This is a genomic window from Streptomyces griseoviridis, assembly GCF_005222485.1.
GTDB classification, from domain to species: Bacteria; Actinomycetota; Actinomycetes; order Streptomycetales; family Streptomycetaceae; genus Streptomyces; species Streptomyces hintoniae.
Window position 1 is genome coordinate 1,427,387 of record NZ_CP029078.1, and the last position, 23,785, is coordinate 1,451,171.

The window sequence follows — 23,785 nt, forward strand, 5'->3', positions numbered from 1 at the left end:
TCCCCAGGTAACCGTTGGTACGGAGGTCCCCAGGTAACCAGGTAGGGGGTCGTCGCTCGCGCGGTCTGGGATCCTCAGTGACCGGACCGCGTGGGGGCTGAGCAGCCGCGCAGGACCGTGGCGCGCGCTAGTCGACCCGTACCCCCACGGTCGGCCACGCGTCGCCCCGCGCCCCCGTCGGCCCGCGGGGCGTGACTCACGTCGTCAGGACGCGCCGCCGAAGACGACGTCGGCCGCCGCGACCACCCCGGCCGTCCGCCCCGGCGCGGCCTGGAAGCTCCAGTACAGGTTCGTGTGCGCGATGACCTGCTCCACCGGCGGCGCGCCCCAGGCCGTCTTGTCGCCCGCCGTGTGCGCGTCGCCGACCAGGGTCACGTCGTAGCCCCTGGTGAACGCGCCGTGCAGCGTCGAGCGGATGCACGCGTCGGTCTCCGCGCCGACGACGACGAGCCGGCCCGTGCCGAGCTTCGACAGGACGGTCTCCAGGGCGGTGTCCTCGAAGGAGTCGCCGTAGCTCTTCTCGACGAGCGGCTCGGCGTCCCCCGGAGTCAGCTCCGGGACGATCCGCCAGTCGTCGCTCCCTCTCGTGAGCCCCTCGTCGGAGTGCTGGACCCAGACGACCGGGACCTCTTCCCGCCGGGCCCGCTCGACGAGTCCGGCGACGTTCGCGACGACCGCGTCGCGCTGGTGGGCCCCTCCGACGACGCCCTTCTGCACGTCGACGACGAGGAGCGCGGTGTTCGGCCGGTTCTCCAGGGTGGTCATGGTCTCCCCTAACTCATGCTGGTTCGTACACCCCCGCACGGTAGCCCCACCCACTGACAACGGGCCGACCGTCGAAACCGTTGATCGGATCAGCGCCGCATCACCGATGAGTCCGCCTCGCTCTGAGAGTCTCACCATTGGTGAGCACCCATCGCAGGAGGAGGACCACGTGACTCAGCTGTTGAAAGTCCAGAACTTCAATGTGTCGAGTGACGGCATCGGTGCCGGTGAGGACCAGACCCTGGAGAGGCCGTTCGGCCATGTCGAGCCGGAGAAGCTGTTCGCCTGGGCCGGTGCCACGGCCAGCTGGCCCATGCGCACCGAACCCGGCGGGAGCAGGGGCCTGGACGACTATCTCGTGCGGGACTACGCGCGCGGTATCGGCGCCGAGATCATGGGCCGCAACAAGTTCGGTCCGCAGCGCGGGCCCTGGCAGGACCACGAGTGGCAGGGCTGGTGGGGTGACGAACCCCCGTTCCACACGCCGGTGTTCGTCATGACCCATCACCAACGTCCGTCGCTGACACTTTCCGACACCACCTTCCACTTCGTCTCGGACGACCCCGCCACGGTCCTCGATCGGGCCAAGGAGGCGGCGGGGGGCAAGGACGTCCGCCTCGGCGGCGGGGCCACCACCATCAGGGAGTTCCTCGACGCGGATCTCGTCGACACCCTGCACGTGGTGGTCTCGCCGATGAAGTTCGGGTCAGGAGTACGCCTCTGGGAGTCCCCCGACGAACTGCTTGACCGCTTCAACCTGGACGTCGTTCCCAGCCCGAGCGGGGTGACCCACCACCTGTTCTGGCGAAAGTGACCACCCTCCCCTGACCCGGCCCCGGGAACGCGGCGGAGACCGGGGCCGCGGAGGGGCGTCGGGACGGACTGGTCACGTGGGCGTTCCGTCCGCGAGGACGCGTTCCAGGGTGCGGCGGCCCGTTCGGCTCATGACCGGGTTGCTCTGGACGTAGTACCAGACCAGCCCCATCGCCTGGACGAAGGCCCACGCCCTGCCCCGCTCCCATGCGAGGTCGTCGCCGCCCAGGCGGTCGCGGAGCGCCTGGCGCGGCCCGGTCTCCAGCAGGTGCCACGCGCCGACGAGGTCGAGGGAGGGGTCGGCGGGCCCGGCGCCGCCGACGTCGAGGACGCCCGTGAGCCGGCCGTCGGCCACCAGCAGGTTGCCGGGGATGAGATCGCCGTGGGTGGTGACGTCATCGGCCGTGCCTCGCGGCAGCTCGCGCAGCGCCGACCAGAGGCGGCGGAGCCGGGGCACGTCGAGGAGTCGTTCGCTGTTTCTGAGACAGGTCTCCATCCAGGCGTCATGGGACCGCAGGTCGCCACCACGGCCCGTGCCGGTGAACGTGCGGCCCCGGGTGTCGATCGCGCGCAGGTCTTCGATGAGGTCGGCCAGGTCGCCCGCGAACGCGAACGACGCGCCCGGGTCGTCGTCGGCGGCCACGTTCCCGGGAAGCCAGGTCTGCACCGACCACGGAAGCGGATAGCCCGCCCCGGGTCCACCGAGCGCGATCGGCTCGGGCGTCGCGAAACGGGTGCCGTCCACCAGCGCACGGGCCGCGTCCGCCTCGGCCTCCAGCCGGTGCCGCGTCGACTCGACGTCGGCGGGCTCCAGGGGGAAGCGGGCCGCGAGCCGGTCGCCGACCCGGAAGACGGCGTTGGCGGTCCCCGCCCCGGTGACGCCTCTGACCGGCAGGTCCCGCCACTCGGGGAACTGGCGGTCCAGCAGGGCGCGCACCGTCTCGGGTGCCACGGTCAGTTGGTCGGGGTGCATCGTCACGGGGGAAGCATCCGCGCCCCGACCTTCGCCGGCAACCTGTTTGCCGGGGCACCGCCATGCCTCGACATCCGAACCGACCGGACACCCGAACCGACCGGACATCCGGACCGGCGGGGCATCCCGACCGACAGACTGCCCCGGCCACCCCGACCGCCGCCCCTCACCACTGGCCGCCGTCGACGAACTCCACGACACCGCGCGGCTCTCCCAGCCCGCCTGGGGCGCCCTGCGCGCCCACCACGACGCCGCCGCCACCGTCGTCCTGCGATCCCCCGCCACGGCGCGACGTCCAACGGCCGACGGAACCCCGGTCACGGAGAACGCGGTTCACTGACCGGGCAGGCGACGCGGTCCCAGGCCAGGGACAGTCGGACCATCGATCTCACCGGCAGACCCGCGCGGCCTCACCTCCCGGGCGGCGTCGTGTGTCGGCTCAGGAAGCTGAACGCCGGTGGGTACAGCCTCGTCCACGTGTTGTAGTTGTGGCCGCCGGTGGGCAGCACCATCACCCGCGTCGTGACGTTCGTGCCCGCGGCGGCCCGTTGGAACTCGCGCAGTCGGCGCGGCGGGCTGTCCTGGTCCTCGGCCGACGTGGCAAGGAACAGGTCGACCGACGCCTTGGTGTGTCTCACCATGTACGTCGGGCTGGTCTGCTCGCGGGACTTCGCGTCGGTGATCACCGTGGGGTCGCCGCTGAGCGGGTCCGGGTCGAGGGCGGCGCCCGTGCCGAAGACGTCCGGGTAGGCAAGCGGGAGGCGGACCGCGCAGAAACCGCCCGTGGAGAACCCCATCAGCCCCCAGCCCTTGGGGCCCGGGAGGGTACGGAACTTGTGGCTGAGCAGTTCCGTAACGTCCCGCGCGATCCAGGTGGCGACCTTCCCCTCACGCTGGTCGGTGCAGTCGGTGTTGACGCCGCCCGGGTCGACCACCGGCATCGCGAGGATGAAAGGGTGGCTGGTCCCGGCCTCCATGAGCTGCCGGAAGTCCCCCGGCATGCCCCCGTGCTCCAGCCAGGACGCCGGGCTGCCCGGCACCCCGTGCAGCAGCAGTACGACCGGGAAGCGGGTGTGCCGGTACTTCGCCTCCTCGTACTGCGGGGGCGTCCAGACGATCACCTGGCCGGCCATCCGGGAGCGCCGGCCGCGGAAGTAGGTGTCCAGGGTGCCCGCGTCGCCTCGGCTGAACGTGGCGCGGTCGGCCGGGGGGCCGACCATGGAGACGGCTCCGTCGTCCTCGCCCAGCAGGTCGTTCCAGGAGGAGTAGAGGCCGTAGTCGTCGTTCATCCAGGTCGCCACCACCGAGATCGCGGTGAGCTGGCACAGCGCGATCATCAGGAACCTGAGCAGCCAGCGCAGCGCCTGCGGACCTCTGAGCCGCGACCACAGCAGCAGCGTCGCGGCCACGCACAGGACGGTGACCACGATCAGCAGGACGAAGAACGGCGTCCCTGTCAGACTCACGGGCCGCCCCTTCGAAGCAGCCGAGGTGCCGGGGGCGTCCCAGGCATCCGCCACGTCCGGAGCGTCCCCAGCCCTCCGTTCACCCCACGATCACCGCCTCCGTGCCGGGTCCTGTGCTCCGTCGTCCGCACCCCTCACTCTGCGGCGCCCCGCCAGGTCGCGCACCATGCCCTACTCCACCGGGCCGAGTCCCGCCCCCGGACGGGAGACGGGACACTCCCCCGGCGATGGCGGGCTGGCCCGCCGTCAGTGTGCCTCGGGCGCGACCGGGTAGCGGTGGACCGGGGGCACGTCGGCCAGCAGGCCAGGCCAGAACGTGTCGATGACATGCGCGCTCGGCGTGAACAGGGGCTGCGCGAGCGCGGGCAGGTCGGCGACCTCGTGCCACTCCCAGCGGCGGATCAAGTGCGGCTCTGTCACCGTCGGTTCACCGGTGTGGGCGGTGACCCGGACGGCGGCCGTCAGACGCGGCATGCCGTGCGTCGAGTCCATGAGGAAGGCCCTGATCAGCGCGTCGGACGCGTCCGCGACAAGCCCTGTCTCCTCCTCCAGCTCCCGCACGGCGGCTTCCCGGAAGTCCTCGTCCGCCGCGTTCTTGCCGCCCGGCAGCTCCCAGACCCCGCGTACCGACCAGCCGAGCAGCACCCGCCCCCGGTGGTCCGTGACGACGACACCCGCGCCGGTGAGGGCGTGCGGGGCCGGCTTGCCCTTGTCCGCGCAGGTGGCGCGCGCGGGCACCGGGCCGCTCAGGAGCAGGACGGCGAGTCCGTCCGCGTCGTGCCGGTCGGCGCTCGTCCAGCCCGCGCGGAGCAGGTCGATCTCCGCCTCGTCGAGGGCGATGCCCGGCCGATCCTCCGGGGCCGTGTCCGCGACAGGCGTGATCACGCACAGGACGCCGCCGGGGCGCAGCCGTTCACGGAGCCGGTTCAGGACGCGGGTGCGGTCGCCGACGAAGGCCCAGCTCAGCCGGAGGGTGATCACGTCGTACGCGGTGTGCGGGAGTTGGTCCGCCGGATCGCGTTCGATGTCGTGGACGTGGTAGCGGACGCCCTCGGTCTCCGGGTGGTCGGCCCTGGCGCGGTCCAGGGCCGTGGGCGCGAAGTCGACCGCGTCGACCTGGTAGCCGGACTCGGCGAGGAACCTGGCCAGTTCGCCCAGCCCGCAGCCGACGTCCAGGGCGCGTCCGCCCTCGGGGGCCGGAACGTGCCGCGCGAGCAGCCGCCGCTCGGCGTCACCGAGCGGCGAGAACTCCTTGCCGTCCGCGTAGTGCGCGGACCACGGGTCGGACGGGGTGTCGGACGGGGTGGTGGTCACTCGGCGCCGCTCCTCTGCTCTCCTCGACCGGACTCGGGTGGACGTCGGCCGCGACCCGGTGCCCGGCAGGAGAGTTGCCCCGCGGGCCGTCGGAGCCCGGCGTTCACTCCCACCCGGGCTCACTGTAGAGCCGCCCGGCGTGCGCGGAGCCGCCGTCGGCCGGGCCGACGAGGAGCCCCGCCAACTCCGCCGTCCCCCACACCCTCAGCGAACCCCCGGCCGCCGCCTCCACCGTTCCCACAGCCGCAGCAAACCCCGCCGCCTCCTCCGCGCTCCCCACAGCCTCAGCGAACCCCCGACCGCCGCCACCTCCACCGTCCCCCACACCCTCAACGAACCCCCGCCCCCACCCCCGTCACCCCCCGCACGAACCGAATCACCGGATACCCCGGCCCGTGCGTCACCTCCGCCCGTACCCCGTACACCTCGGCGATCAGTTCCGGGGTCAGGACCTCGCCCGGAGTGCCCTCCGCCGTGACGCGGCCGGTGCGCAGGATCAGCAGGCGGTCGCAGTACATCGCCGCGAGGTTGAGGTCGTGCAGGGCGACGACCGTCGTGACGGGGAGGCCGGCGACCAGGTCGAGCAGGTCCAACTGGTGCTGGATGTCGAGGTGGTTGGTCGGCTCGTCGAGGAGGAGTTCGCGGGGTTCCTGGGCCAACGCGCGGGCGATCTGGGCGCGTTGGCGTTCGCCGCCGGACAGGGTGTGCCAGGACCTGTCGGCCAGCCCGGTCAGTCCGGTGCGGTCCAGCGCCTCGGTGACCGCGCGGGCGTCCGCCTCCGACGCCGGTGTCCACGCCCGCCGGTGCGGGATGCGGCCGAGGGCGACGACGTCCCTGACGGTCAGCTCCGTCTGGGTGTGCGCGTGCTGTTCGACCGTGGCGACGCGGCGGGCGGTGGCCCGGCGGCCGACCTCGGGCAGCGGGCGCCCGTCCAGGGTGACGACCCCGGCGCTCGGCGCGAGGACACCGGCCAGCATCCGCAGCAGCGTGGACTTGCCCGAGCCGTTGGGGCCGAGGAGTCCGACGGTCTCCCCCGCGTCGACGGCGAGTGTCACACCGTCGACGATGACCCGGCCGTCGACGCGGCGCACGACGCGGTCCGCGCCGAGGCCGCTCACGCCTTGCTCCGGCCGCGGTAGAGCACGGCGACGAAGGCGGGCACGCCGATGAGGGACGTCACCACGCCCACCGGGACCTCCTGGGGGTCGAGGACGGTACGGGCGGCGGTGTCCACCCACACCAGGAAGACGGCGCCGGTCAGCGCGGTGACCGGCAGCAGACGGGCGTGGCCCGAGCCGGTCAGCGCGCGGGTGGCGTGCGGCAGCACCAGGCCGACGAAGCCGATCGCGCCGGCGCAGCTGACCAGGACGGCGGTCAGCAGCGCCGTCACGGAGAGCAGGACCAGCCGGGTCCTGGCGACATGGACGCCGAGTCCGGCGGCGGCCTCCGCGCCGAACGCGAAGGCGTCGAGGGTGCGGGCGTGGCCGAGGCAGACCGCGAGCGCGACGGCGAGGACGGCGGCGCAGAGCGCGACCTGGCCCCAGTCGGCGCCGGTGAGCGAGCCGAGCAGCCAGAACAGGACGCCCCGGGTGGTCTCGGCGTCGGCCGAGGTCAGAACGGTGAACGAGGTGAGCGCCGAGAAGAGTTGCATCGCGGCGACCCCGGAGAGCACCACCCGGTCGGTGCTGCCGCCGAGGATGTGGCTGAGCAGCAGGACCAGGCCGAAGGAGAGCAGCGCGCCGAGGAAGGCGCCCGCGGAGAGCGAGATCGCTCCGCCGCCGACGCCGAGCACGACGACGGCGACGGCGCCGGTGGAGGCGCCGGAGGAGACGCCGAGGACGAACGGGTCGGCGAGCGGGTTGCGCAGCAGGGACTGCATGACGGCGCCGCAGACCGCGAGCCCCGCGCCGCACACGGCGGCGAGCAGGGTGCGGGGCATCCGCAGGTCCCAGACGATGCCGTCGCGCAGGGGGGTGAGCGTGCTGTCGCCGAGGCCGAGGTGGGCGGCGACGGCCGTCCACACGTCGGCGGTGGAGATGGCGGCGGGGCCGATGGTGACGGCGAAGGCGATCGACGTGAGGAGCGCGGCGAGGCCGCCGAGCGAGAGCAGGACCAGGCGCGTTCTCACGTGACGAGCCCGAACGCCCGCAGGGCGGAGGAGACCTGCTCGATCCCGTCGACGGTGCGGATGGACGGGTTCATGGCCTGGCCGCTGAGGCTGATGAATCGCTTCTTCTTGACGGCGGTGAGGTTGCGGGTGGCCGGGTTGGTCTCCAGGAAGCGGATCTTGGCCTGGGCGGTCTCGGCGGTCTGCTGCTTGCGGGTCAGGTCGCCGATGACGATGACGTCGGGGTCGCGGTCGGCGACGGTCTCCCAGTTGATCTGGGGCCACTCGTCGTGGGTGTCGGCGAAGGCGTTCCGCGCGCCGACCGCGCGGGTGATGGCGCCGGGGGCGCCGCAGCAGCCGGCCAGGTAGGGCGACTGCGAGTTGGCGAACCAGTACATGAGGGAGACGTCCGAGGCGTCCAGCCCCTCGGTGGCGGCGGTGACGCGCGACTTGAGACGCGTCACCAGGGCCTCGCCGCGCTGCTCGACGCCGAAGACGCGGGCGAGGTCGCGTATCTCGCCGTAGACGGCGTCGAGGGTGAGGGGCTTGCTGCGGGAGCCGTCGCCGCCGGTGTCGTTGTCCTTGCCCTCGGAGCAGTCGGAGGGCGAGACGTAGGTGGGCACGCCGAGCTTCTCGAACTGCGCCCGGCTGGCGACACCGCCCTTGCCGAGGGTGGAGACGAAGGAGGCGGTGACGAAGTCGGGGCTCGCGTCCAGGACCTTCTCGAAGGACGGGTTGTTCTCGGCCAGCCTCGGCACGCCCGCGTTGGCCTTCTCCAGGCTCCCGAGCACCGGGTCGGTCCAGGTGGCGGTGCCGGCCATCCGGTCGGCGAGGCCGAGGGAGAGCAGGATCTCGGTGGTGCCCTGGTTGAGGGAGACCGCGTGCTCGGGGGCCGCGGTGACGGTGACCTCGGTCCCGCAGTTGTCGAGGGTGAGGGGGTAGCCGGCGGCGGACGTCCTGTCGGCCTCCGCCGTGCTGTCGGCCGAGCCGCCGCACGCGGTGAGCAGGAAGGCGGGGGCGAGCAGGAGCGCCGCGAGGCGGCGGGTGGAACGGAGCACGGGTATGCCTCGGTGGTCGGGGCTCTGTACGCGGAGCCTTGCCTACGGGTGTCCTCCGCGGGGCGCGGAGGTGCCAGCAGGTCTTCGGACTCGGGTTCGTCCGGACGGGGCGCCTTCCCGGTCTCCCAGTGGCGTGCTGTGCCCCGCCCGTCCCCCTCACCGCTGCGCGTCAGTTCCGGATTCGCACCGGATTCCCTGGCCTCGGGTGTGGCTCGACTGGCGCACCGAGGCTATCAAGATGCCGGTGGTGTCCCGGGGGTCGGGTGGGTCACGTGAGCGGCGGGAGAGCGCGCGCGAGGGCCCCGGACAGGTCGTCCGCGGGCCCTCGCGGGTGCTCGCTCGTGATCGGTGGTCGCTCGTGATCGGTGGGGTGGCGCGGTCAGTTGGCGGCGGGGACCGCCCTGGCACCGGCCGCGGTCGCGGGCCTCGGGTTGAGGACGCGTTCGGCGAGTTCCCCGAAGAGGAGGCCGAAGCCGGTCCACAGGGTGAGCTGGATGGCGAGCGCGGCCAGCCGGAAGCGCCACAGGACGGCCGCCGGGAAGTCGGCGGGCACCTCGTTGATGACCGGCAGCAGCGCGAACGCCAGGCCGGTCACGACGGCGAACGCGGCCACCGCGGCGACCGTGGCCCACCAGTTCCCGAGCCTGGGGGCGAGCCGTCTGCCGAGCAGGGTCGCGGCGACGGCGAGGAGCACGCTGAGCACCATCATCAGGAAGTACAGGGTGGTCCGCTTGCCGATGGTGTCGCCGTCGCCGACGGCGGGCGGGTTGGCCGGGTACTTCAGGAACGGCACGACGTAGACGGCGAGCAGGGCGCAGCCGGAGAGCAGCAGCGCGGTGGCGCGGGGCGAGAAGCGGCCGACCCGGCCGAGGGCGAAGCAGTAGGCGAGCGCGGCGATGCCGCCGAAGGCGATGCCGTAGAGCAGGACGCCGGTGGCGAGTCCCGCGGTGGACTGGAGGGAGCGGGAGACGAGTTCGACCTCGTGCTCGTGGCTGTGCGCGTGGGACTCCTCGAAGCCGATCGCCTTGTCGACGGAGGGCTCACCGAGGAGGTAGGCGGCGACCAGGGCGAGCAGTCCGGCGCCGAGGCCGGCCAGCATGCCGCGGACGAGGAGGTTTCTCACTGTTGCGGAGTTCATGGGTGTGCGGCGTCCCTCGGGTCAGTGGCAGGGGAAGCCGAGCAGGTGGCGGGCGTCGTGGACCCACTCGTGGACGTCCTCGCCGGAGACGACCGAGGTGGCGCCCTGTTCGGCGCCGACGAAGTACAGCAGGACCAGCATGAGGATGCCGAAGAAGACCGCCCAGGGTGCTATCGCCTTCAGCGGCAGCGGGGCGGGGGCCACGGGTGTGGTGGTCGGCGGAGCGACGGTCTGCGCCATGGCAGGACCTCCTCTGGGAGTTCGCGTCCCAACTCGGTGGTGCACTGGACGACGGCTACGGGTCTGACTCACGGCCCGCCCGGGGGCGGGCCGTTCACAGTGGCGCGACCGTGCCGGTTTTGCACCGGCTTCCGTTCTGCCGTCGACGATTTCGGTGTGACGGTACCTCGTGACGCGAGCATGGCCAAGACCGCGCCCCCGTCGGTGACGGCGGGGTCAGTCCAGCTGGATCAGGAGGTCGCCGCCCTCGACCTGCTGGATCGGGTTGATGGCGAGGCGGGTGACCCGGCCCGCCCTGGGCGCGGTGATGGAGGCCTCCATCTTCATCGCCTCGATGGTGGCGACGGTCGCCCCGGCCGCCACCTCGTCGCCCTCGGCGACCGCGAGGGTGACCACACCGGCGAACGGGGCCGCCACCTGGCGTTCGTCACCGCGGTCGGCCTTCTCGGTGGCGGGCACGTCGGAGGCGACCGCGCGGTCGCGGACCTGGATCGGGCGGAGCTGGCCGTTGAGCGCGGACATCACGGTGCGCATCCCGCGCTCGTCGGCCTCGCCGACCGCCTCCAGCTCGATCAGCAGCCGGACGCCGGGCTCCAGGTCGACGGCGTACTCCTGGCCGGGGCGCAGCCCGTAGAAGAAGTCCTTGCTGGCCAGGACGCTGGTGTCGCCGTAGCTCTGGCGGTGGGTGTCGAAGTCGCGGGTGGGGCCGGGGAACAGCAGCCGGTTGAGGGTGGCGCGCGGGGTCTTCTCCAGTCCCTCGCGGTCCTCGTCGGTCAGCTCCTGGACGGGCTTGGCGGCGGCGCGGCCCTCCAGGGCGCGGCTGCGGAAGGGTTCGGGCCAGCCGCCCGGCGGGGTGCCGAGGTCGCCGCGGAGGAAGCCGATGACGGAGTCGGGGATGTCGTACCTGCCGGGGGCGGCCTCGAAGTCGGCGGGTGCCACCCCGGCGCCGACCAGGTGCAGGGCGAGGTCGCCGACGACCTTGGAGGACGGGGTGACCTTGACGAGCCTGCCGAGCATCCGGTCGGCGGCCTCGTACATGGCCTCGATGTCCTCGAAGCGGTCGCCGAGGCCGAGCGCGACGGCCTGGGTGCGCAGGTTGGAGAGCTGCCCGCCGGGGATCTCGTGGTGGTAGACGCGGCCGGTCGGGGAGGCGAGTCCGGCCTCGAAGGGGGCGTAGATGCGGCGGACGCTCTCCCAGTACGGTTCCAGGTCGCCGACGGCCTGGAGGTCGAGCCCGGTGGGCCGCTCCGAGTGGTCGGTGGCGGCGACGATCGCGGAGAGGGAGGGCTGCGAGGTGGTGCCCGCCATGGAGGCGACGGCGCCGTCGACCGCGTCGGCGCCCGCCTGGATCGCGGCCAGGTAGGTGGCGAGCTGGCCGCCCGCGGTGTCGTGGGTGTGCAGGTGGACCGGGAGGTCGAACTCGCGGCGCAGCGCCGAGACGAGGGTGGCGGCGGCCGGGGCGCGCAGCACGCCGGCCATGTCCTTGACGGCCAGGACGTGGGCGCCCGCGTCGACGATCTGCTCGGCGAGGCGCAGGTAGTAGTCGAGGGTGTAGAGCCGCTCGGCGGGGTCGGAGAGGTCGGCGGTGTAGCAGAGGGCGACCTCGGCGACGGCGGTGCCGGTGGCGCGGACGGCGTCGATGGCGGGGCACATCTGGCCGACGTCGTTGAGGGCGTCGAAGATGCGGAAGATGTCGATGCCGGTGGCGGCGGCCTCGTGCACGAAGGCGTCGGTCACCTCGGTCGGGTACGGGGTGTAGCCGACGGTGTTGCGGCCGCGCAGCAGCATCTGGAGGCAGAGGTTGGGCACCGCCTCGCGCAGCGCGGCCAGCCGCTCCCAGGGGTCCTCGGCGAGGAAGCGCAGGGCGACGTCGTAGGTGGCGCCGCCCCAGCATTCGAGGGAGAGGAGTTCGGGCAGGGTGCGGGCGACGACGGGGGCGACGGCGAGGAGGTCCTTGGTGCGGACCCGGGTGGCGAGCAGCGACTGGTGGGCGTCGCGGAAGGTGGTGTCGGTGACGCCGATGGTGGGGGCGGCGCGCAGGGCGCGGGCGAAGCCCTCGGGGCCGAGTTCGACGAGCCGCTGCCGGGAGCCGGGGGCGGGGTCGCCGGGGGCCGTCGCGGGCAGTTTGGAGGCGGGGTCGACGAGCTGGGGGCGTTCGCCGTGCGGCTTGTTGACGGTGACGTCGGCGAGGTAGGTGAGCAGTTTGGTGCCGCGGTCGGCGGAGGAGCGGGCGGTGAGCAGGTGGGGGCGCCGCTCGATGAACGACGTCGTCACCCGCCCGGCCTGGAAGTCGGGGTCGTCGAGGACGGCTTGGAGGAAGGGGATGTTGGTGGCGACGCCGCGGATGCGGAACTCGGCGACGGCGCGGCGGGCGCGGCCGATCGCGGTCGGGAAGTCGCGGCCCCGGCAGGTGAGCTTGACCAGCATCGAGTCGAAGTGGGCGCTGATCTCGGTGCCCGCGTGGGTGGTGCCGCCGTCGAGGCGGATGCCCGAGCCGCCCGGGGAGCGGTAGGCGCTGATCCGTCCGGTGTCGGGGCGGAAGCCGTTGGCGGGGTCCTCGGTGGTGATGCGGCACTGGAGGGCGGCGCCGTGCAGGGTGACGGTGTCCTGGGAGAGGCCGAGGTCGGCGAGGGTCTGGCCGGCGGCGATGCGCAGCTGGGCCTGGACCAGGTCGACGTCGGTGACCTCCTCGGTGACGGTGTGCTCGACCTGGATGCGCGGGTTCATCTCGATGAAGACGTGGTGGCCGTCCTGGTCGAGGAGGAACTCGACGGTGCCGGCGTTGCGGTAGCCGATCCGTTCGGCGAAGCGGACGGCGTCGGCGCAGATGCGGTCGCGCAGTTCCGGGTCGAGGTTGGGCGCGGGCGCCATCTCGACGACCTTCTGGTGGCGCCGCTGGAGCGAGCAGTCCCGCTCGTAGAGGTGGATGACGTTGCCCTGGCCGTCGGCGAGGATCTGCACCTCGATGTGGCGGGGTTCGACGACGGCCTTCTCCAGGAAGACGGTGGGGTCGCCGAACGCGGAGGCGGCCTCGCGGGCCGCGGCCTCGATGGACTCGCGCAGCGCGGCCGGTTCCTCGACGCGCCGCATGCCGCGTCCGCCGCCGCCCGCGACGGCCTTCACGAAGACCGGGAAGCCGATCTCGTCGGCGGCGCGGACGAGTTCGTCGACGTCGGTGGAGGGTGCGGAGGAGCCGAGGACGGGGACGCCCGCCTCGCGGGCGGCGGCGACGGCGCGGGCCTTGTTGCCGGTCAGTTCCAGGATCTGGGCGCTGGGTCCGACGAAGGTGATGCCCGCTTCCTCGCAGGCGCGGGCCAGTTCCGGGTTCTCGGAGAGGAAGCCGTAGCCGGGGTAGACGGCGTCGGCGCCCGCCTCGCGGGCGGCGCGGACGATCTCCTCGACGGAGAGGTAGGCCCGCACCGGGTGGCCGGGGCTGCCGATCTCGTAGGCCTCGTCGGCCTTGAGCCGGTGCAGCGAGTTCCGGTCCTCGTGCGGGAAGACCGCGACCGTCCTGGCGCCCAGCTCGTAGCCGGCGCGGAACGCCCGGATCGCGATCTCGCCGCGGTTGGCGACCAGTACCTTGCGGAACATCGCCGCTCCCTTCAGCCTGCCGGTGACGTGCACCATGGTGTCGGTGACCCGACGGGTACGCCATGTGAGCCAGACCACTCCACTCTCCCGGGTGGCGGGGGTGCAACCCTCTCGCAACGTTCGGTGTGGTGCGGTGGCCGGTATGGACGACGAGACTCCCCGCGTCGAGCTGACCCCCGCGGCGGCCGACCTCCTGCGGCGGCTGCGGGCGGAGCACGGCCCGCTGATGTTCCACCAGTCGGGCGGCTGCTGCGACGGCAGCGCGCCCATGTGCTTCCCCGAGGGCGAGTTCCGCACCGGGGCCTCGGACGTGCTGCTCGCGGAGCTGTGCGTGGACGGGGTCGAGGAGCCGGTGGCGTTCTGGATGTCGCGCAGTCAGTACGCGGTGTGGAGCCATACGCGGCTGATCGTGGACGTGGTGGCGGGTCGCGGCAGCGGTTTCTCCATCGAGGCGCCCGAGGGGGTGCGCTTCCTCATCCGTTCTCGTGTAGTCGACGTGTAGGAGCCCCGCGGGCCGCCGCCTTCTGCTGCACTTCCCCTGTGGACCCGGAGAGTTGACGAGGCTTCAGGGGGTTGTATGACACACCGTCAAGAACCGTCGCCGGTAGGCCGGTCGGCGCTGGTGCTGCTCACGGCACTGGTGCTGCTGGCCGGGGCGGCCCTGGTGGGGGCGGCGCCGGCCGGCGCCGTCGGGCGCGGTGTCGTGCTCGCCCGGGGGGTCACCTACCGGGAGTACGAGGTCCGGGGCGCCAAGGGCGTCGTCCGGGTGCATCTGCTGAGCGTCGATCTGCGCGCGCCGTCCGTGCGGACGGATCTGCTGTACCCGGGGGCGGTCGCCGCTCGGGCCACGGTGTCCGGGATGGCGGACGCGCGCGGCGCGGTCGGGGGTGTCAACGGCGACTTCTTCGACATCAGCGAGGCGCAGCACCCGGGGGTCGAGGCGACGGGCGCGTCGGTGGGTCCCGCGGTGGCGGGCGGCCGGGTCCTGAAGTCGGCGGTTCCCGACGGGCAGCGGTTCGGTCCGGCGATGCCGCCGGGCGCGAGCACCCGGGACGTGTTCGGGGTGGGCGTGGACCGCAGGGCGCGGCTCGACCGGCTGCGTCTGGTCGGCGTGGTGCGGACCCCGGGCGGGCGGCTGCCGCTGGGCGGGCTGAACCAGTACGCGCTGCCGGTGGGCGCGATCGGGGCGTACACGGCCGACTGGGGCGGCGCGTCGCGGGTGCGGGCCACCTGCGGCACGGACACCGACCGGGCCGCCGGGTGCAGCGCGGACACCTTCGAGGTGACGGTGCGCGGGGGGCGGGTCGTGGCGCGGTCGCAGCGGCCGGGCGGCGGCGCCGTCGCGGCCGGGACGACGGTGCTGGTGGGGCGGGAGGACGGTGCGAGGCGGCTGCGCGCGCTGGCCGAGGGCGAGCGGGTGCGGGTGACGCACCGGCTGGTGGCGGCCGGTTCGGCGGTCCCGTACCGGTTCGTCGTCGGCGGGTATCCGGTGCTGCGCGGCGGGCGTCAGGTGGCCGGGCTCGACGACCGGACGGCCGCCGTGCGCACGGCGGTGGGCAGTGCGGACGGCGGCCGGCGGCTGCTGCTGTTCGCGCTGGACGGCGCGCCGGCCTACCGGGTCGGGCTGACCATTGCCGAGGTGGCGTCCGCGCTGCGGGCGGCGGGCGCGGTGGACGGGTTCAGCCTGGACGGCGGCGGCTCGACGACGCTGGTGGCCAGGGCGCCGGGAGCGGCCTCGGTGACGGTGCGCAACCATCCGACGGACGCGCCGGAGCGGGCCGTCGCGAACGGCATCGGGGTGTTCGCCGGGCGGTGACGGCGGAGGGCGGGTGCGGCCTCACGGGTGCAGACTGCCGACGATGTCGGCGGTGGCCGTGAGGCCGTTGTGGAGGGTGGGGCCGAGGCTGCTGCCGGCCAGGAAGAACCCGAACAGCGCGCAGACCACGGCATGGGACATCTTCAGCCCGTTCTTCAGGAAGATCACCGCCAGGATCAGCAGCAACAGCACCGCAGAGATGGAAATCGCCATCGTCAGCCTCCTCCGCCACGCCGCCCGGTTCGCGGCGTTTCGGCCGCAAGTGTGGCGTAGCGGGGAGTCCGACCGGGCGACCGACCTGTCCCCCGAACGTGTGGTTCTACGCGGTGTGACGGGCGTCGAGGAAGGCTTCGAGTCCGGCGAGGTCGTCGGTGTTGAGGTGGTCGACACCGGCGTCGAGCAGCTCGCCCCACAGGGCGTCCCTCGCCGGTCCCGCGCTGTCCGGGGTGGCCCAGAAGCGGACGCGCCGGCCCTGGGCGTGCGCGGTGCGGGTGAGGTCGCGCAGTTTCCGGCGTTCGGTGTCGGGGAAGGTGCCCTCGCCTTGCCAGGTGAAGGCGAGGCTCCAGTTGTCGCTGACGAGCGGGATGAAGGAGGCGGGCGCCGGGGTGGCGAGGTCGGTGAGCCGGCCGTCGTAGAAGGCCCGCCGTCGGGTCTGCGCCTCCATCGGGGTGCGGGCGGCCCGGTCGCCGGAGACCACGGCGGTGAGGGGGCCGGGGTGGACGCGGCCGTGTGCGTACGTGGTGAACAGGTGCGGGTAGCGGGCGAGATGGCGGTCGAGTTCGCGGTAGGTGGCCGCGCCCTCGGTCTTGATGTCGATGAGCAGCTGCACCGGCCGCCGGTAGCCCCGGTACACGGAGCCGTGGTGGGCCTCGACGAGGGCGGCGAGGGGGTCGAGGTAGAGGGATTCCAGGGTGCGGGCCGGGTCCAGGTCGACGGGGTCGTGGGCGACGAGGAGTTGGTCGCCGACGAGGTAGATGTCGGCCTCGACGCTGCCGAAGCGGTGGTCGAGGGCGTCGAAGAGGGGGCGCGGGTGGTCGTAGTCGTTGTGGGCGTGCGCGTGCCGAAGCGGGCGCGGGCGGTGCGGCTGCCGGGCGGCGAAGGCGCTGCCGGCGGGCGGCGCGAGCAGGGCGGCGGCGGTGGCGCCGAGGGTGGTGAGGGCTCTGCGGCGGGTGACGAGGGGCATCGTGGGCCTCCCTGTGGGGCGGGACGGGACACAACCACAGGGAGTATGGGGCCGGCCGGGCCCGGATGGACCGGTGCGGGGCGGGAGTTGGCCGGACTGCCGCCGCCCGTTCACTCCCCCGGCCGGGTGGCGCGGGGAAGCCCGCCCACGGCCGGGGCGGGCTTCGGACCGGCGGTGGCGGGGCGGCTCAGGGGGACGGGAGGTCGACGAGTGCGGCCAGTCGGGCGCGGTGGGCGCCGGCCGTGCCGTACGCGAGCGAGTCGGCCTTGGCCCGCTTGAGGTGGAGGTGGACGGGGTGTTCCCAGGTCATGCCGATCCCGGCGTGCAGTTGGAGGGCCTCTTCGGCGGCGTGCACGGCGGCGGGTGCGGCGTAGGACTGGGCGACGGCGACCGCGATGTCGGTGTCTGTGTTGGCATCGGTGGCGCTCGCCAGTGCGGAGGCGGCGTTGCGGGCGGTGGCACGGAGGTTGACGGTCTCCAGCCACAGCTGGGCGAGCCGGTGCTTGAGCGCCTGGAAGCCGCCGACCGGCCGGTTGAACTGCTTGCGGTCCTTCAGATAGCGGACGGTCTCGGTCAACGACCATTCGGCGAGGCCGAGTTGTTCGGAGGCGAGGAGTCCGGCACCGGCCCGCAGGGCGCGCTCGACGGCGGGCCGCGCGTCGCCCAGCCGGCGTCCTGGCGCCGCGTCGAGGGTGACGGTGGCGAGCGGGCGGGTGAGGTCGAGGGAGACCTGCGGGGTGACGGTGGCGGCGTCGGCTTCGACCGCGTACAGGCCGCCGTCGTCGCCGGGGACGAGCAGCAGGTCGGCGCAGGACGCGTCGGCGATGCCGGTCAACTGACCGTGCAGCAGGCCCCTTTCGACGCGTACGGCGGGGAAGGCGACGTCCGGCGCGAGGTGCAGGGGGACGGCGAGGGCGCCGATGGCGCGGCCGGTGGCGAGGCGGCCGAGCAGCTCGCGGTCGCCGCACGCCAGCAGCGCCTCGGTGGCCACGACCGCGCTGGTGAGGTAGGGCACGGGTGCCACGGACCGGCCCAACTCCTCCAGGACGACGGCGGCTTCGCGGTGGGTGGCGCCCTGGCCGCCGTCGTCCTCGGGGATCAGCAGCCCGGCCAGGCCCATGCCGTCCGCGAGCGCCTTCCAGGCCCCGAGGTCGTGGGGGGCGTCGGACTCGGTGCGCGCGATCACGCCCGCCGGGTCGCAGCGGTCGGTGAGGAGGTCGCGGACGGCGGCGCGCAGCGCCTCTTCCTCCTCGGAGTAGAGGAGATCGGGCTGTGCGCTCATCGGGCCAGGTCCTTCCAGGCGACGTCCTTGTCGGTGCGCGGCTCGGCGGGCAGGCCGAGGACGCGTTCGGCGACGATGTTCAGCAGGATCTCGCTGGTGCCGCCCTCGATGCTGTTGCCCTTGGCGCGCAGATAGCGGTATCCGGCGTCCCGGCCGGTGAAGTCGACCTTGTCGGGGCGGCGCATGGTCCAGTCGTCGTACAACAGCCCTTCGGCGCCGAGGAGTTCGACCTCAAGACCGCTGATCTCCTGGTTGAGGCGGGCGAAGCCGAGTTTCATGCCGGCGCCCTCGGGCCCCGGCTGGCCGACGGCGAGCTGCTGGCGCAGGCGTTCGCCGGTGAGGCGGGCGACCTCGGCGTCCACCCAGAGTTTCAGGAGCCGTTGGTGCAGGTCGTGGGTGCGCAGTTCGGGGCGCTCGCGCCAGGCCGTGGCGACCGGGCCGATCATGCCGCCCTCGCGGGGCAGCCGCATGCCGCCGATGGCGACGCGCTCGTTGTTGAGGGTGGTCTGCGCGACCCGCCAGCCGTCGCCGACGGCGCCGAGGCGGCGGGAGTCGGGGATGCGGACGTCGGTGAGGAAGACCTCGTTGAACTCGGCCTCGCCGGTGATCTGGCGCAGCGGCCGCACCTCGACGCCCGGGTCGGTCATGTCGCACACGAAGTAGGTGATGCCGGCGTGCTTGGGGACGTCGGGGTCGGTGCGGGCGATGAGGATCGCCCAGCGGGCCACATGGGCGCTGGAGGTCCACACCTTCTGTCCGTTGACGATCCAGTCGTCGCCCTCGCGGACCGCGCGGGTGCCGAGCGCGGCGAGGTCGGAGCCGGCGCCCGGCTCGCTGAACAGCTGGCACCACACCTCGGCGCCGGTCCACAGGGGTTCGAGGTAGCGGCGCTGCTGCTCCTCGGTGCCGTGGGCGAGGAGGGTGGGGGCGGCCATGCCGAGGCCGATGCCGATCCGGCGCGGGTCGTTGTCGGGGGCGCCGGCCGCCGCCAACTCGGCGTCCACGACGGCCTGGAGGGCGCGCGGGGCGTCGAGGCCGCCGAGCCCTACCGGGTAGTGCACCCAGGCGAGTCCGGCGGCGAAGCGGGCGGTGAGGAAGTCTGCGGGCGCGGTGTCGGCGGGCGGGTGGGCGGCGAGCAACTCGGCGGTGCGGCGCTTCAGTTCGGCGGCGTCGACGCTCATGCGGCGGTTCCTTCCGCGGGCGCGGGCAGGACGGTGACGCGGCCGGTGGTGAGGCCGTCCCCGACCCGCTGCACGGCGTCGGCGCCGTCGGCGAGCGGGACGCGTTCGCTGACCAGCGGCTTGACGACGCCCTCGGCGGCGAGTTCGGTGAGGCGTTCGTGGCAGTGCTTGACCAGCTTGGGGTCCTTGGTGTTGTAGAGGCCCCAGTGCAGGCCGAGGATCGCGTAGTTCTTCACCAGGGCGTGGTTGAGGGCGGGGGCCGGGATGGTGCCGCTGGCGAACCCGACGACCACGATCCGGCCCTCGAAGGCGACGACCTTGGTGGACTGGGTGTAGGCGTCGCCGCCGACGGGGTCGTAGATCACGTCCGCGCCGCGGCCCGCGGTGGCCTCCTTGACGGCGGCGACGACGTCCTGGGCACGCCGGTCGATGACGACGTCGCAGCCGAGTGCCCTGGCCGCCTCCGCCTTGGCGGCGCCGCCGACGACCCCGATGACGGTGGCGCCCGCCGCCTTGCCGAGCTGCACGGCGGCGCTGCCGACCCCGCCCGCGGCGGCGTGCACGAGCAGCGTCTCGCCCGCTTCGAGGCGGGCCCTGCGGTGCAGTCCGAACCAGCCGGTCTGGTAGCCGATGTGCAGCGCGGCGGCCTCGGCGTCGTCGAGGGCGGCGGGCGCGGGCAGCAGGGCGGCGGCGTCGGCGACGGCGTACTCGGCGAGTCCGCCGTGCGGCAGCGCGGGGTTGGCGATCACCCGGCGGCCGTCCTCGGTCTCGCCGCAGATCTCCACGCCGGGGGTGAAGGGCAGCGGCGGGCGCACCTGGTACTGGCCGCGGCACATCAGCACGTCGGGGAAGTTGATGGCGGCGGCGCGCACCTTCAGCAGCACCTGGCCGTCGCCCGGGGTGGGCCGCTCCACGTCCGTCAGCCGCATCACCTCGCTCGGCTCACCGTTCTCGCGCACTTGCCATGCCTGCATGCGGTGCCTCCACGGGACTGCGTCGTCTGACCGGGGTCCCTCGCATACTAAGCGGTCGCTTGCCACCCGGGGAACCGCCCCCGCGCCTCCTGTCGGCTGACCGCCCCGACGGCCGCTTCCCCGGCCGCCCCGTCGAGCGCTCCCCCGGCCGCGCCCGGCGTCACTTCCGCTTCGGCCGTGCCCGTACGTGCATCCGCTCGCCCTGCGGTCCGAAGAGGCTCAGGAACTCCGCCGGGCCCTCGCCCGTCGAGCCGAACCAGTGCGGCACCCGGGTGTCGAACTCGGCGGCCTCGCCGGGACCGAGGATCACGTCGTGCTCGCCCAGCACCAGGCGCAGCCGTCCGGAGAGCACGTACAGCCACTCGTAGCCCTCGTGGGTGCGCGGATCGGGTTCCTCCCTGCCCTGCGGCTGAAGCACCTTGTACGCCTGGAGGCCGCCCGGCTGGCGGGTCAGCGGCCAGTGGGTGCGGCCGCCCATCACGACCGGCTTGGCCCGCACCCGGGGGTCGCCGACCGGCGGCGCCCCGACCAGCTCGTCCAGCGGCACCTGGTGGGCCCGCGCGATCGGCAGCAGCAGTTCGAGGCTGGGCCTGCGCAGCCCCGACTCGAGGCGGGAGAGGGTGCTGACGGAGATGCCGGTCGCCTCCGACAGGCCGGCCAGCGTCGCGCCGCGCTCCTTCCTGATCCGGCGCAGCCGCGGTCCGACCTCCGCGAGGACACCGTCGGTGTCGTCGCCCCGGTCGCCCGCGTCCGCCCTGTCGTCCTTGCCGTGCTGGTGGCTGTTCATCACTCCATTGCAGTTTCGGCAAAGTCATTTGTCAATCCCGTGGCGGTCGGGGGACGGTCTGCGTGGAGGTGGTCACCATGACCGAGCAGTACGAAGTGATCGTGGTCGGCGGCGGGACGGCCGGGCTCTCGGCCGGGCTGGTCCTCGGCCGGGCCAGGCGCAGGACCCTGGTCGTCGACGCGGGCGAGCCGCGCAACGCGCCCGCCGCCCATCTGCACGGCTATCTGTCCAGGGACGGCATGGCGCCGGACGAGTTCCTGGCCGTCGGCCGCGAGGAGATCGCCCGGTACGGGGTCGAGCTGGTCCGCGACCGCGCGGTGGACGCGGAGCGGGACGGACCGGGCTTCGCCGTGACGCTGGCCGGCGGGCGGACGGTGCGGGGGCGGGCGCTGGTGGTCGCGACCGGGCTCAAGGACGAGCTGCCGCGGGTCCCGGGGCTCGCGGAGCGGTTCGGCCGGGATGTGCTGCACTGCCCGTACTGCCACGGCTGGGAGGTGCGCGACCAGCCCTTCGGGGTGCTCGCCACCGGCCCGCTCGGCGTGCACCAGGCGCTGATGGTGTCGCAGTGGTCGAAGGACGTGGTGTTCTTCCCGCACCAGGTCGCCGAGGCCGAGTTCACCGACGTCGACCTGCGCAGGCTCGCCGCCGCCGGCATCGACGTGGTGCCGGGCGAGGTCGCCGGTCTCGAGGTCACCGACGACCGGCTGACCGGCGTACGGCTCGCCGACGGCACCGTCCACGAGCGGTCGGTGCTGTTCGCCGCCCCGCGCCCGGTGCCGCGGGGCGAGCTGCTCGCCAAGCTGGGCGCCGAGCTGCGCGAGACCCCGTTCGGCGCCTACCCGGTGATCGACGAGCGAGGTCTGACGACCGTGCCGGGGCTGTGGGCGGTGGGCAACGCGGGCGGCTTCGCCGAGCAGCTGATCAACGCGGCGAGCCGCGGCTACCGGGCGGGCGCCGCGATCAACGGCGAACTCCTCTTCGCCGACATCGACGCCGCCGCCGGGGTGTAGACCCGGCGCCTTCGTTGCACCATGGCTGCATGCTGCTCTCCCGGCTGGCCCAGGTGTCCCAGGAGGTCGCCGCCACGTCGGCGCGGTCCCGCAAGACCGCGCTGCTCGCCGAGCTGTTCAGGGACGCCGACGCGGACGACGTGCCGATCGTCATCCCGTACCTCGCGGGCAGGCTGCCGCAGGGCCGCCTCGGCATCGGCTGGAAGGTGCTCGGCAGACCCGTCCCGCCCGCACCTGAGCCCACCCTGACGGTGCGCGGCACCGACGCGCGGCTGACCGCGCTCGGCCAGGTCTCGGGCGCCGGGTCGCAGGCCGAACGGGCGCGGCTGGTCGAGGAGTTGATGGGCGCGGCGACCGCCGGCGAACAGCGGTTCCTGCTCGGCCTGCTCACCGGTGAGGTGCGCCAGGGCGCCCTGGACGCCGTCGCGGTGGAGGGGCTGGCCCAGGCCACCGGGGCGCCCGCCGCCGAGGTGCGGCGGGCGGTGATGCTGGCGGGCTCGCTCCAGGCGGTGGCGCGGGCGCTGCTCGCGGACGGCCCGCCCGCCCTCGAACGGTTCCGGCTCACCGTCGGCCGGCCGGTGCAGCCGATGCTCGCGCAGAGCGCGTCCTCGGTCGCCGAGGCCGTCGGCAGGCTCGGGGGGTGCGCGGTGGAGGAGAAGCTCGACGGCATCCGGGTCCAGGTGCACCGGGACGGCGACACGGTCCGCGTCTACACCCGCACCCTCGACGACATCACCGACCGGCTCCCCGAAGTGACGGCGGCGGCACGGGAGTTGGCGGGCGAGCGGTTCATCCTCGACGGCGAGGTGATCTCGTTCGACGCGGCCGGGCGGCCCCGCTCCTTCCAGGAGACCGCGGGGCGGGTCGGCTCCCGCGTGGACGTGCCGGCGGCGGCCGGCGCGGTGCCCGTCTCCCCCGTCTTCTTCGACGTCCTGTCCGTCGACGGCCGCGACCTGCTGGATCTGCCGTTCGCCGAGCGCCACACGGAGCTGGCCCGGCTGGTGCCCGGCGAGATGCGGGTACGGCGGCTGGCGGCCACCGGGCCCCAGGACGTGCCGGACGCCGAACGGTTCCTCGCCGACAGCCTGGCGCGCGGCCACGAGGGCGTCGTGGTGAAGGGGCTCGACGCGCCCTACAGCGCGGGCCGCAGGGGCGCGTCCTGGCTGAAGGTCAAGCCCGTGCACACCCTCGACCTGGTGGTGCTGGCCGCCGAGTGGGGCCACGGCCGGCGCACCGGACGGCTCTCCAACCTGCACCTCGGCGCCCGCGCGGACGACGGCTCGTTCGTGATGCTCGGCAAGACCTTCAAGGGCATGACGGACGCGACGCTCGCCTGGCAGACCGAGCGCCTCCAGGAGCTTGCCGTGCGGGACGACGGGCACGTGGTGCGGGTCCGCCCCGAACTCGTCGTCGAGATCGCCTACGACGGCCTCCAGCGCTCCACCCGCTACCCGGCGGGTGTCACGCTGCGCTTCGCGCGGCTGGTCCGCTACCGCGAGGACAAGCGGCCCGAGGACGCCGACACGGTCGGTACGCTGCTCGCCGCCCACCCGGGGGTCCTGCCGTGACCGGGCGGCACAGCGCCGGCCTCCTGCTGCTGCGGCGCACCGGCGACGACGGCCTCGAAGTGCTGCTCGGGCACATGGGCGGCCCGTTCTTCGCCCGGCGGGACGCGGGCGCGTGGACCGTGCCCAAGGGCGAGTACGAGCCGGGCGAGGAGTCGGCGTGGGACGCGGCCCGCCGGGAGTTCCGCGAGGAGCTGGGGCTCGCGCCGCCCGACGGTCCGGCGCTGCCGCTGGGCGAGGTCGTCCAGCGCGGCGGCAAGACCGTCACGGCCTGGGCGGTGGAGGCCGACCTCGACCCGGCGGCGGTCGTCCCCGGTACGTTCCGGATGGAGTGGCCGCCGAAGTCCGGGCGGCTCCAGGACTTCCCCGAGCTTGACCGGGTGGCCTGGTTCACGCCCGACCGGGCCCGCGAGGTGATCGTCACCGCGCAGGCGACGTTTCTCGACCGGCTGGCGGAGCACTCGCCCTGAGCGGACCCGCACGCGTTGCGGCCCCCGGTGGCGCGCGGGAGGGTCGAGTGAA

The 23,785-nt window shown here is 73.8% G+C and carries 23 protein-coding genes and 2 riboswitches; of the genes, 6 read left to right on the forward strand and 17 right to left on the reverse strand.

Annotated features, from left to right (window positions below):
- Window positions 1–204: 204 nt before the first annotated feature.
- Window positions 205–765: an isochorismatase family protein gene (locus tag DDJ31_RS05320; RefSeq protein ID WP_127181445.1), complete on the reverse strand. Its 561-nt coding sequence runs from the start codon at window positions 763–765 to the stop codon at window positions 205–207.
- A gap of 169 nt (window positions 766–934) precedes the next feature.
- Between DDJ31_RS05320 and DDJ31_RS05325 the strand changes: the two genes are divergently transcribed.
- Window positions 935–1,579 carry a dihydrofolate reductase family protein gene (locus tag DDJ31_RS05325; RefSeq protein WP_127181444.1) on the forward strand — a complete coding sequence of 215 codons (645 nt, stop codon included), beginning with the start codon at window positions 935–937 and terminating at the stop codon, window positions 1,577–1,579.
- A 72-nt stretch (window positions 1,580–1,651) separates the two neighbouring features.
- Here DDJ31_RS05325 and DDJ31_RS05330 read toward each other — a convergent pair whose 3' ends face one another.
- From DDJ31_RS05330 to DDJ31_RS05375, 10 genes are all read right to left on the reverse strand, one after another.
- The gene (locus DDJ31_RS05330; RefSeq protein ID WP_206280723.1) at window positions 1,652–2,557 is read right to left on the reverse strand and encodes an aminoglycoside phosphotransferase family protein; all 906 of its coding nucleotides are present in this window, start codon (window positions 2,555–2,557) and stop codon (window positions 1,652–1,654) included.
- A 404-nt stretch (window positions 2,558–2,961) separates the two neighbouring features.
- Window positions 2,962–4,017, reverse strand: coding sequence for an alpha/beta hydrolase (locus DDJ31_RS05335; protein ID WP_127181443.1), 1,056 nt, complete (start codon window positions 4,015–4,017; stop codon window positions 2,962–2,964).
- Between the two features lie 246 nt (window positions 4,018–4,263).
- A complete protein-coding gene (locus tag DDJ31_RS39630) occupies window positions 4,264–5,331 on the reverse strand; it encodes a bifunctional class I SAM-dependent methyltransferase/NUDIX hydrolase (protein WP_127181442.1) in 1,068 nt (355 codons plus the stop codon).
- Window positions 5,332–5,434: 103 nt separating this feature from the next.
- A complete protein-coding gene (locus DDJ31_RS05345; RefSeq protein ID WP_164785037.1) occupies window positions 5,435–5,572 on the reverse strand; it encodes a hypothetical protein in 138 nt (45 codons plus the stop codon).
- 88 nt (window positions 5,573–5,660) lie between these two features.
- Window positions 5,661–6,449, reverse strand: a complete 789-nt coding sequence (locus DDJ31_RS05350; protein ID WP_127181441.1) for an ABC transporter ATP-binding protein — start codon at window positions 6,447–6,449, stop codon at window positions 5,661–5,663.
- On the reverse strand, window positions 6,446–7,459 hold the full coding sequence (locus DDJ31_RS05355; protein WP_127181440.1) for a FecCD family ABC transporter permease: 1,014 nt from the start codon (window positions 7,457–7,459) through the stop codon (window positions 6,446–6,448). Before DDJ31_RS05355 ends, DDJ31_RS05350 begins: the two co-directional genes overlap by 4 nt.
- Window positions 7,456–8,496 carry an ABC transporter substrate-binding protein gene (locus tag DDJ31_RS05360; RefSeq protein ID WP_127181439.1) on the reverse strand — a complete coding sequence of 347 codons (1,041 nt, stop codon included), beginning with the start codon at window positions 8,494–8,496 and terminating at the stop codon, window positions 7,456–7,458. The genes DDJ31_RS05355 and DDJ31_RS05360 overlap by 4 nt, the downstream gene beginning before the upstream one ends.
- Window positions 8,497–8,554: 58 nt before the next feature.
- Window positions 8,555–8,732: riboswitch (cobalamin riboswitch) on the reverse strand.
- A 143-nt stretch (window positions 8,733–8,875) separates the two neighbouring features.
- Window positions 8,876–9,634 carry a CbtA family protein gene (locus DDJ31_RS05365; protein WP_127181438.1) on the reverse strand — a complete coding sequence of 253 codons (759 nt, stop codon included), beginning with the start codon at window positions 9,632–9,634 and terminating at the stop codon, window positions 8,876–8,878.
- Window positions 9,635–9,655: 21 nt separating this feature from the next.
- A complete protein-coding gene (locus DDJ31_RS05370; RefSeq protein WP_127181437.1) occupies window positions 9,656–9,874 on the reverse strand; it encodes a CbtB domain-containing protein in 219 nt (72 codons plus the stop codon).
- A gap of 36 nt (window positions 9,875–9,910) precedes the next feature.
- Window positions 9,911–10,033: riboswitch (cobalamin riboswitch) on the reverse strand.
- Window positions 10,034–10,090: 57 nt separating this feature from the next.
- Window positions 10,091–13,465, reverse strand: a complete 3,375-nt coding sequence (locus DDJ31_RS05375; protein WP_127182939.1) for a pyruvate carboxylase — start codon at window positions 13,463–13,465, stop codon at window positions 10,091–10,093.
- A gap of 142 nt (window positions 13,466–13,607) precedes the next feature.
- Here DDJ31_RS05375 and DDJ31_RS05380 point away from each other — a divergent pair, with 142 nt between their 5' ends.
- Both DDJ31_RS05380 and DDJ31_RS05385 read left to right on the forward strand, forming a co-directional pair.
- Window positions 13,608–13,967: a DUF779 domain-containing protein gene (locus DDJ31_RS05380; RefSeq protein ID WP_127181436.1), complete on the forward strand. Its 360-nt coding sequence runs from the start codon at window positions 13,608–13,610 to the stop codon at window positions 13,965–13,967.
- Window positions 13,968–14,042: 75 nt separating this feature from the next.
- On the forward strand, window positions 14,043–15,281 hold the full coding sequence (locus DDJ31_RS05385) for a phosphodiester glycosidase family protein (RefSeq protein WP_127181435.1): 1,239 nt from the start codon (window positions 14,043–14,045) through the stop codon (window positions 15,279–15,281).
- Window positions 15,282–15,302: 21 nt separating this feature from the next.
- Here DDJ31_RS05385 and DDJ31_RS05390 read toward each other — a convergent pair whose 3' ends face one another.
- The 6 genes from DDJ31_RS05390 to DDJ31_RS05415 all read right to left on the reverse strand — a co-directional run bounded on the left by DDJ31_RS05390 (window position 15,303) and on the right by DDJ31_RS05415 (window position 20,688).
- Window positions 15,303–15,494, reverse strand: a complete 192-nt coding sequence (locus DDJ31_RS05390) for a hypothetical protein (RefSeq protein WP_127181434.1) — start codon at window positions 15,492–15,494, stop codon at window positions 15,303–15,305.
- Between the two features lie 106 nt (window positions 15,495–15,600).
- Complete coding sequence (locus DDJ31_RS05395) at window positions 15,601–16,464, reverse strand: phosphatidylinositol-specific phospholipase C/glycerophosphodiester phosphodiesterase family protein (protein ID WP_127181433.1); 864 nt, start codon at window positions 16,462–16,464, stop codon at window positions 15,601–15,603.
- Window positions 16,465–16,651: 187 nt separating this feature from the next.
- Window positions 16,652–17,746 carry an acyl-CoA dehydrogenase family protein gene (locus tag DDJ31_RS05400; protein WP_127181432.1) on the reverse strand — a complete coding sequence of 365 codons (1,095 nt, stop codon included), beginning with the start codon at window positions 17,744–17,746 and terminating at the stop codon, window positions 16,652–16,654.
- On the reverse strand, window positions 17,743–18,927 hold the full coding sequence (locus tag DDJ31_RS05405) for an acyl-CoA dehydrogenase family protein (RefSeq protein ID WP_127181431.1): 1,185 nt from the start codon (window positions 18,925–18,927) through the stop codon (window positions 17,743–17,745). The genes DDJ31_RS05400 and DDJ31_RS05405 overlap by 4 nt, the downstream gene beginning before the upstream one ends.
- Window positions 18,924–19,901, reverse strand: a complete 978-nt coding sequence (locus DDJ31_RS05410; RefSeq protein WP_127181430.1) for an NADPH:quinone oxidoreductase family protein — start codon at window positions 19,899–19,901, stop codon at window positions 18,924–18,926. The genes DDJ31_RS05405 and DDJ31_RS05410 overlap by 4 nt, the downstream gene beginning before the upstream one ends.
- A gap of 160 nt (window positions 19,902–20,061) precedes the next feature.
- On the reverse strand, window positions 20,062–20,688 hold the full coding sequence (locus tag DDJ31_RS05415; RefSeq protein ID WP_164785036.1) for a helix-turn-helix domain-containing protein: 627 nt from the start codon (window positions 20,686–20,688) through the stop codon (window positions 20,062–20,064).
- 77 nt (window positions 20,689–20,765) lie between these two features.
- Here DDJ31_RS05415 and DDJ31_RS05420 point away from each other — a divergent pair, with 77 nt between their 5' ends.
- The 3 genes from DDJ31_RS05420 to DDJ31_RS05430 are packed head-to-tail and all read left to right on the forward strand — an operon-like array spanning window position 20,766 to window position 23,733.
- Window positions 20,766–21,698 carry an NAD(P)/FAD-dependent oxidoreductase gene (locus DDJ31_RS05420; protein ID WP_127181429.1) on the forward strand — a complete coding sequence of 311 codons (933 nt, stop codon included), beginning with the start codon at window positions 20,766–20,768 and terminating at the stop codon, window positions 21,696–21,698.
- Between the two features lie 29 nt (window positions 21,699–21,727).
- Window positions 21,728–23,266: an ATP-dependent DNA ligase gene (locus tag DDJ31_RS05425; protein WP_127181428.1), complete on the forward strand. Its 1,539-nt coding sequence runs from the start codon at window positions 21,728–21,730 to the stop codon at window positions 23,264–23,266.
- Complete coding sequence (locus tag DDJ31_RS05430) at window positions 23,263–23,733, forward strand: NUDIX domain-containing protein (RefSeq protein ID WP_127181427.1); 471 nt, start codon at window positions 23,263–23,265, stop codon at window positions 23,731–23,733. The genes DDJ31_RS05425 and DDJ31_RS05430 overlap by 4 nt, the downstream gene beginning before the upstream one ends.
- Window positions 23,734–23,785 lie beyond the last annotated feature (52 nt).